Source organism: Blastococcus sp. SYSU D00813 (genome assembly GCF_054050735.1).
The window spans coordinates 109,418-117,629 of record NZ_JBJGZX010000014.1; the positions used below are offsets into that span (position 1 = coordinate 109,418).

Genomic DNA, 8,212 nt, shown 5'->3' on the forward strand with positions numbered 1-8,212 from the left:
CGGTGGACCTCTCCCTCTCCGCGGACCAGGCCGACCTGCGGGAGTCGGTCGCCGAGCTGTTCGCGAAGGAGGCCTCGCCGGAGCGGGTCCGCGCCGCCGAGGGGACCGGGCACGACGCCGCGCTGTGGCGGGTGCTCGTGCAGTCCGGCGTCCCCACCATGGGTGTGGCCGAGGAGCTCGGCGGGGGCGGCGCGACCGTCGCCGACCTGGTCGTCGTGGCCGTCGAGGCCGGCCGCCGGGTCGCCCCGGTCGAGCTGCCCGGGGCGTGGGCGGCGGCGCACCTGCTCGCCGGCTCCGCGGAGGGGCGGGAGCTGCTGGCCGCGGTCGGCGAGGGGTCGGTCGTGCCGGCGCTCGCGCCGCGGCCGCTGCGGGGCGGGTCGGGCGGCCCGGTGCCGGGCGCGGCCGCCGCCGGCGTGGTCGTGGCCCTCGACGGCGACGAGCTGGTGGCGCTGTCGCGCCCGGAGGGGACGGCGGCCCCTTTGCTGCCCAACCTCGGTTCCGCGGCGCTGGCGGAGGTGACGACGGCGACCTGGTCGCGGCGGCGGGTGCTCGCCACCGGGGACGAGGCGCGGCGCGCGCACGCCGACGCCGTGTCGCTGTGGCGGCTGCTCACCGCCGCCGCGCTCGAGGGCCTGCGCCAGGAGGCCCTGCGGATCGGCGTCGACTACGTCAAGGAGCGGCACGCCTTCGGCGTCCCGATCGCCTGGTTCCAGACCGTGCAGCACCGGCTGGCCGACGTGGCCACCGCCGGGGACGGCGCGGAGCTGCTGGTGCACGAGGCGGCGTGGGCCCGCGACACCGGGGACGCCCGGGCGGCCGCGCTCGCGCGGATGGCGCTGCTCCTCGCCGCCGAGGTGGCCCAGGAGACGGCGGCGGCGAGCCTGCACTTCCACGGCGGCTACGGCTACACGCTCGAGTACGACGTCCAGCTGTACTACCGGCGCGCGAAGGCGTGGCCGCTGGCCCTGGGCGCCCCGCGGCACGAGCTGCGCGCCCTGGCCGCGGACCTGTTCACCGCGCCGGCCCCCGGGGAGGCGGTGGCCTGATGGACTTCACCGAGCACGACTCGCTGGCCGGGTTCCGCGAGGCGGCCACCGCCTGGGCCGACGAGCACGTCGACCCGGCCTGGGCGGAGCTGGAGCACGCCACCGGCACGCACCACAACCCCGAGCTGCACGCCCTGCTGGGGCGGCAGGGGCTGCTGGGCGCCGGCTGGCCGGCCGAGTACGGCGGCACCGATGTCGACCCGGGCTACGCGCTGGCGGTGTTCCAGGAGATCGGCGCCCGCGGCCTGCGGATGGACGGCTGGGTCACCACCGAGATGGTGACCCGCACGATCCTGGCGGTGGCCACCGAGGAGGCCAAGCAGGAGATCGTGCCCGCCGCGCTGCGCGGCGAGGTGGTCATCGTGCTGGGCTACACCGAGCCCGGCTCGGGATCCGACGTGGCCGCCGCCCGCATGCGCGCGGTCCGCGACGGCGACGAGTGGGTGGTGAACGGCTCGAAGATGTTCACCAGCACCGCGCACGAGGCCACGCACGTGTTCCTGCTGGCCCGCACGAACACCGAGGTGCCCAAGCACAAGGGGCTCACGCTGTTCCTGGCCCGGCTCGACGCCCCCGGCGTGGAGGTGCAGCCGGTGCACACCCTGGGCGGCCAGCGGACCAACGCCACCTTCTACTCCGACGTCCGCGTGCCCGACACGATGCGGATCGGGGACGTCGACGGCGGCTGGGGCGTCATGCGGGTCGCGCTCGTGCACGAGCGGGGCACCGCCGTCGCGCCGGGCGGCCCCACCCTCGTCGAGCAGGTGGCCGCCTGGGCGGCGGGGGAGACCGGCGCCGACGGCGAGCCGCTGCTGGCCGACCCCACGGTCGCCGAGCAGCTGGCCCGGCTGGCGATCGACGACGAGGTGTCGCGGCTGCTCGGCCTCAGGGTCCGCTGGGTCGCCTCGACCGGCGGGATGCCCGGTGTCGAGGGCTCGATGCAGAAGCTGTTCTCCAGCGAGGCCGAGCAGCGGCGGACCGCGGTGCTGGCCGACCTGCTGGGGGAGCAGGCGCTGCTGCGCGGCGACGCCGGCCCCCTGCACGGCGCGGTCGAGTGGGCGTTCCGCAAGGCCCCGGTCAGCACCATCTACGGCGGCACCAGCGAGGTGCAGCGGGAGATCGTGGCCGAGCGGCGGCTCGGTCTGCCGCGCAGCCGGCCGCTCGGCTGAGCGCCGGGCCCGCGGCCGACCGGCCGCGGGCCCGGGCGCGGACCCCGGGGTGCGGACCCGGCCGGGACGCCGAGTCCGCGGCCGAGGACCGGGCGCAGGACCGGGCGCTGGCGCTGGTGCGATCGTGCTGCTCGAGGCCCACAGGACTGGACGTTTCGAAAGATCCTGATCTATCTTCGTCCGGAGACGACCCCGTCGACGGGCGACGGGTCGGAGGAGGACCGCGTGACGACGACGCAGCAGCTGCTGACCGGCGGGACCGCCACCGGGATCGACGCGGAGCGCAGGCGTCTGGCCTGGCGTCGCGTCACGGTCCGCCAGCTCACCGCCCTCTGCCGGCGCGCCGCCGGCACGGACCCGGCCGCCCGCGACGCCGCCGCCCGCGCCGCGCGGCTGGCCGCGCAGCTCGAGCTCGACGAGATCGGCGTGCGGCCCGCGCGCTGACGCGCCCCCCGGCCGCTCAGTCGAGCAGGCGCAGGGACGGCCGGTGGGACAGCTGCTTCTCCAGCGTCACCCGGTGCCGGCCGTCGGGGTCGTGCCGGAAGTCGAGCGTGTCGACCAGCGCCTGCATGAGGAGCAGGCCGGTCCCGCCGTCGGCCCGCGCCCGGCCATTGCTCGTCGCCGGCGCCGCGTCGGGGTCGAGTCCCTCGCCGTCGTCCCACACCGTGATGCGGCACCGCCGGTCGTCGATCGAGACGCCGACCTCGTAGCGGGCCTTCCCGCCGCTGTGCTGGACGACGTTCGCGCACGCCTCGGTGAGTGCGAGCGTGACCTCGTCGACCACCGACCGCTGGATGCCCAGGTGCTCGAGCGCCTGGCGGCACAGGCCCCGGACGAACGGCACGCTGTCGGTGTCGACCGGCAGGGTCACGGTGAACGCGATGTCCATCCCGCCCCCCTCCCGTCGGCCGTGGGTCCCCAGCCTGCCAGGCGGTCGCGGCCCCCACGACCCCGCCCCGCCGGATGGCGCGCCACCGGACGAGACGCGCGGCGCGGGCGGGGCAAGGCTTTGCTCCTGACGTTTCGATCGATACTCTTCCATCGAACTGTGAACGCCGTCACGGGACGGCGCGGTCCGCGCCCGCAGGGGGCCGGACGCACAGAGCGGAGGAGCAGCCGTGAGCGTCGACGAGGCGAGCGCACCACCGGTCGAGGAGCGGGCACCGCGGGTCATCCGGCTGGAGCGGCACGGGGACGCCTACCGCACCGACTTCGAGCACCTGTCCGACGACCTGCACGCCACGGCGCCGATCGCCTGGAACGACACCGACGGCGGCTACTGGTTCGTCTCCGGGAACCAGCAGCTGTTCGACACGGCGCGCCGGGCGGACCTGCTCTCCAACGACAACGACCCGCACGGCGAGCGCAAGGGCTACCGGGGCATCAGCATCCCGTCGATGAACCCCGAGTCGGCCAAGGCGATGGCCGGCCCGCCCGGGTCGCTGGGCGGGAACTTCCTGCTGCTCGACCCGCCGGTGCAGCGGCACTACCGCAACGCGCTGAACCCCTACCTGTCCCCGGCGGCCGTGGCGCGGTGGCAGCCGGTGCTGGACGAGATCACCCGCGCGGCCCTCGACGAGGTCATCGAGACGGGCCGGATCGACTTCGTCGACGACCTGGCCAACATCGTGCCGGCGGTGCTGACCATGGCGATGCTCGGCTTCCCGATGGCCGACTACGAGGTCTACGTCGAGCCGGTCCACGCGCAGGTCTACACGAAGCCGAACACCCCCGAGATGGACCGGGTGATCGAGCAGAGCATCCAGATGGCGGTGCGCACCTACGGGTACATCGCCGACATCCGCGCCAACCCGCGGCCCGGGCTGGTCGACGGCCTGCTCAAGGCGGAGATCACCGGCCGCCGGACCGAGGACAGCGACGTGTTCGGCGCGGTGTCCCTGCTCATCGGCGGCGGGTTCGACACCACGACGGCGCTCACGGCGCACTCGCTGGAGTGGCTGTCGGAGCACCCCGACCAGCGCGAGCGGCTCATCCGCGAGTGGGAGGAGCTGCGCGACAGCGCCACCGAGGAGTTCCTGCGCTTCTACACCCCGGCCCCCGGTGACGGCCGCACCGTCACCCAGGACGCCGAGGTCCACGGGGCCCGGTTCCGCGAGGGGGAGCGGCTGTGGCTGTCCTGGGCGATGGCCAACCGGGACGCGACCGTCTTCGAGGACCCGCACGAGATCAAGCTGGACCGCAAGGGCAACCGGCACGCCAGCTTCGGTCTCGGCATCCACCGCTGCATCGGGTCCAACGTCGCCCGCGCGACGTTCAAGACCATGCTCCGGGCGGTCCTCGACCGGATGCCGGACTTCGTCTGCGACCCGGCCGGCGCCGTGCACTACGACACCGTCGGCGTCATCAACGGCATGAAGCACCTGCCGGCCACCTTCACCCCCGGCGAGCGCCGGGGCCCGGGCCTGGCCGAGACCATCGCCCGCCTGCAGGCGGTCGTCGACGAGCAGCGGCTCGCCGAGCCGGTGACCGTCAGGCGCGAGGCCGCCCGCCTCTCCTGACCCCGCCCGGCCGTCGTCCCGGAGCGACCGCGGCCACCCCCCACCGCCCACCAGCCCCACCATCTGGGAGATCCCGCATGACCGTCGACGACACCGTCCGGACCGGAGACCAGCGCAGCGAGCTGCGCATCGAGCTCGACCGGCACGGCGACCAGTACCGGACCGAGTTCGAGCGGCTGGCCGACGAGCTCCACGCCAGCAAGCCGATCGCGTGGAACGACACCCACGGCGGCTACTGGTTCGTGACCGGCAACCAGGAGCTGTTCGACACCGCCCGGCGCGCCGACGTGCTGTCCAACGACGACGACCCGTACAACGAGCGCGGGGGCGAGAAGTACACGGGCATCTCGATCCCGCCGCCGCCGCTGGAGGTCCGCCAGCGGCAGTACGGCCCGCCCGGCCGGCTCGGCGGCATGTTCCTCGGCATGGACCCGCCGGCGCAGCGGCACTACCGCAACGCGCTGAACCCGTACCTGTCCCCGGCGGCCGTCGCCCGCTGGCAGCCGGTCATCGACGAGATCACCCGGGCGTCGCTGGACGAGGTGATCGAGACCGGGCGGATCGACTTCGTCGACGACCTCGCCAACATCGTCCCGGCGGTGCTGACCATGGCGATGCTGGGCTTCCCGATGAACGACTACGAGACCTACGTGGAGCCCGTCCACGCCGCGGTCTACACGAAGCCCGGCACGCCCGAGGCAGAGATCATCCAGCAGAAGCAGCTGGAGATGGGCATGCGGTCGTTCGGCTACATCGCCGACATCCGCGCCAACCCGCGCCCCGGTCTGGTCGACGCCCTGATCAAGGCCGACATCGGGGGCACGAGCCCCGACGACATGGCCGTCATGGGTGCCGTCGGCCTGCTCATCGGCGGTGGGTTCGACACGACGACGGCACTGACGGCGCACGCGCTGGAGTGGCTGAGCGAGAACCCCGACCAGCGGCAGCGGCTCATCCGCGAGTGGGAGGAGCTGCGCGACAGCGCCACCGAGGAGTTCCTGCGCTTCTACACACCCGCCCCGGGTGACGGCCGCACCGTGGCCAAGGACGAGGAGATCCACGGCGTCCAGTTCCGCGAGGGCGACCGGCTGTGGCTGTCGTGGGCGATGGCCAACCGCGACGCGAAGGTCTTCGAGAACCCGCACGAGATCCAGCTGGACCGCAAGGGCAACCGGCACGCCAGCTTCGGCCTGGGCGTGCACCGCTGCATCGGCTCCAACGTCGCCCGCGCGACGTTCAAGACGATGCTGAAGGCGGTGCTGGACCGGATGCCGGACTTCGTCTGCGAGCCGGGCGGCGCGGTGCACTACGACACCGTCGGGGTCATCAACGGGCTCAAGCACCTGCCGGCCACCTTCACCCCCGGCACGCGCCTGGGGCCGGGGCTGGCCGAGACGATCGACCGGCTGCAGCAGGTCGTGGACGAGCAGCGGCTGGCCGAGCCGGTCACCGTCAAGCGGGAGGCCGCCCGGCTCCCGAGCTGAGCCCGACCGCACCCCAGCACACGGACCGGGGCCCCGTCACCGACTGGTGACGGGGCCCCGGCCTGTGCGGCCGCCCTCCCGGCGGTCCCCTCAGGGGGGTGAGGACCGCCGGGAGGACGACGATCAGGCGCCGGCCACGGGGGTGACGCTCACCGGCGCGGACACGGGTCCGGCTCCGGCGGCGTTGACCGCGCGCACCCGGATGACGACGCGGACGCCGTTGACCAGGTCCGGCACCACCGTCGAGCGCGCCCCCGCGTCGGCGTTGAGCCGGACGACGACGGTGCCGGTGGCCGGGTCGGTCGCGGTCACCACGTACCGGAGGATCGGCGACGTGCCCGTGCTCGCCGGCGCGGCCCAGGTGACGCTGGCCTGTCCGTCGCCCGGCGTGGCGGTGACTCCGGTGGGCGCACCCGGCACGCCGGCCGGGTCGGGGGTGGTCCCGCCCCCGCCGCCGGTGGACGTGCCGGCCGGGCTGGCCGGGCCCCCGGTGACCGTCACCGGCAGCGTGGCCGTGGTCCCGGCGGCGTCCTTGACCGTCACGGTGGCCGGCGGGGCCACGCTGGGGATGCTCAGCGGGGCCGCGGACGTCAGCTTGAGCGGCTGGCCCGTGGCGTCCTTGAAGCCCACGACCTCCAGCGGGTAGGTGGCCGGGGCGATGGCGGTCGCCGACACCACCAGGTTCGTGCCGTCGTAGCCCGCCTGGGTCACGGTCAGGCCGCTGATCGCGTACGTCCGCGTGCTGACCGGGTCGTCACCGGGGTTGCGCACGGTGACGTCCGTGGGCAGCGCGGCGCCGGCCTGCAGCGGGATGCGCGCGTAGAACCGGTCGCTGCCGGGGTCCTTCTCCATGGGGGTGGCGGGGAAGCGACCCTCCTGCCCCACCACCTCCAGCTGACTGCCCCGGGAGGTGGCGAACACGTCGAGGAAGCCGCCGTTGACCCGGACCATGTCGACGGTCAGCCCGGTGTTCGTCGCGATCTTCCCGGAGACGCTGAACATGTCCGTGGTGCCCATCTGCACCGTGCCCTGCCAGGCCGTGAACCGGTTGAAGCCGGTCGGGCTGCCGGTCACCTGGTGCAGGACGGCGGGGTCCCCGACGTAGCCGGCGGGCGGGTTGGGGAGGACGCCGGGCCGCCAGCGCAGGAACGGGCCGAAGTTGCCGGCGAGCGGGGTGTCGAAGTTGCCCAGCGCCGGGGTGACGTCCTCCACGTACCGGCCGCGGCCACGGTCGTCGGTGGTGACGGTCAGCTTCCCGAACGGGTGCTGGAAGGTGAAGGTCGCGCCCGCGGCGGCGTCGCGGACGTCGACCCGGAGGCGGGCGAACACCGTCTGCTGGCCGGGGGTGACCACCTCGTTCATCCAGGCGCCCTCCAGGGCGAGGGTGAGGGAGGCCGTGCCGCCGCCGCGCAGCGTGATGTCGGCCGCGACCAGCTGGTAGAAGACCTCCGACGCGAAGTTGTCCGGGAACGACATCGGCGCCGACGGGTTGGGGACGTGGTCCACGGGGATGTCGCACAGCGGGTTCTGGTGGTCGACGCAGGGTTCGAGCCGGCGCCCGGCGCTGTCCTCGTACCAGGCGGGGAAGCCGTGCACCGCGCTGACCGGACCCGCCTGCACCAGCTGCCCGGGGTTGGGCTGGATGTTCTCCGCCGAGGCGGTCGTCGACGTGGCCACGCCCACGGGCAGCAGGAGGGCCGCCGTCAGCAGGACCAGGAGCCGGCGGTACCGGCGGTGCGGTCGTCCCGGAGGCGTCACGGTGGTCGCGCGCCCGCGTCGATGGCTCATCAGGGGTCTCCCGTAGCGAGTCGGGTCCGCCGTCCGGCGGGTGTGGTCACGTACCGATCACCGTCGCGGCAGCGCGAGCCGGCGGGCAGCCGCGGGCGGGGGGTGGGGGGGGGGGGGGGCGGGGGGGGGGGGGGGGGGGGGGGGGGGGGGGGGGGGGGGGGGGGGGGGGGGGGGCCGGCCGGCGGCCGCGCCCCGGCCACCGCCCC

At 74.8% G+C, this 8,212-nt stretch carries 7 protein-coding genes; 5 read left to right on the forward strand and 2 right to left on the reverse strand.

Annotated elements, in window-relative coordinates:
• The first annotated feature begins 2 nt into the window (after positions 1-2).
• The 3 genes from ACI8AX_RS12340 to ACI8AX_RS12350 all read left to right on the forward strand — a co-directional run bounded on the left by ACI8AX_RS12340 (position 3) and on the right by ACI8AX_RS12350 (position 2,659).
• Positions 3-1,046: an acyl-CoA dehydrogenase family protein gene (locus ACI8AX_RS12340; protein ID WP_456550110.1), complete on the forward strand. Its 1,044-nt coding sequence runs from the start codon at positions 3-5 to the stop codon at positions 1,044-1,046.
• Positions 1,046-2,215: an acyl-CoA dehydrogenase family protein gene (locus ACI8AX_RS12345; protein WP_456550111.1), complete on the forward strand. Its 1,170-nt coding sequence runs from the start codon at positions 1,046-1,048 to the stop codon at positions 2,213-2,215. Before ACI8AX_RS12340 ends, ACI8AX_RS12345 begins: the two co-directional genes overlap by 1 nt.
• Positions 2,216-2,440: 225 nt before the next feature.
• Entirely contained in the window at positions 2,441-2,659 is a 219-nt protein-coding gene (locus tag ACI8AX_RS12350; RefSeq protein ID WP_456550112.1) for a hypothetical protein, read from the forward strand.
• 16 nt (positions 2,660-2,675) lie between these two features.
• Here ACI8AX_RS12350 and ACI8AX_RS12355 read toward each other — a convergent pair whose 3' ends face one another.
• Positions 2,676-3,104, reverse strand: a complete 429-nt coding sequence (locus ACI8AX_RS12355) for an ATP-binding protein (RefSeq protein ID WP_456550113.1) — start codon at positions 3,102-3,104, stop codon at positions 2,676-2,678.
• A gap of 229 nt (positions 3,105-3,333) precedes the next feature.
• On the opposite strand from ACI8AX_RS12355, the gene ACI8AX_RS12360 reads away from it, so the two are divergent.
• The gene (locus ACI8AX_RS12360; RefSeq protein WP_456550114.1) at positions 3,334-4,734 is read left to right on the forward strand and encodes a cytochrome P450; all 1,401 of its coding nucleotides are present in this window, start codon (positions 3,334-3,336) and stop codon (positions 4,732-4,734) included.
• Between the two features lie 77 nt (positions 4,735-4,811).
• The gene (locus tag ACI8AX_RS12365) at positions 4,812-6,218 is read left to right on the forward strand and encodes a cytochrome P450 (RefSeq protein ID WP_456550115.1); all 1,407 of its coding nucleotides are present in this window, start codon (positions 4,812-4,814) and stop codon (positions 6,216-6,218) included.
• A 123-nt stretch (positions 6,219-6,341) separates the two neighbouring features.
• Here ACI8AX_RS12365 and ACI8AX_RS12370 read toward each other — a convergent pair whose 3' ends face one another.
• Complete coding sequence (locus ACI8AX_RS12370; RefSeq protein WP_456550116.1) at positions 6,342-8,006, reverse strand: fibronectin type III domain-containing protein; 1,665 nt, start codon at positions 8,004-8,006, stop codon at positions 6,342-6,344.
• Positions 8,007-8,212: the final 206 nt, after the last annotated feature.

Coding starts and splice junctions, on each gene's coding strand:
- ACI8AX_RS12370 (WP_456550116.1), bottom strand. CDS start 8,006: ATGAGCCATCGACGCGGGCGCGCGACCACCGTGACGCCTCCGGGACGA.
- ACI8AX_RS12365 (WP_456550115.1), top strand. CDS start 4,812: ATGACCGTCGACGACACCGTCCGGACCGGAGACCAGCGCAGCGAGCTG.
- ACI8AX_RS12355 (WP_456550113.1), bottom strand. CDS start 3,104: ATGGACATCGCGTTCACCGTGACCCTGCCGGTCGACACCGACAGCGTG.
- ACI8AX_RS12345 (WP_456550111.1), top strand. CDS start 1,046: ATGGACTTCACCGAGCACGACTCGCTGGCCGGGTTCCGCGAGGCGGCC.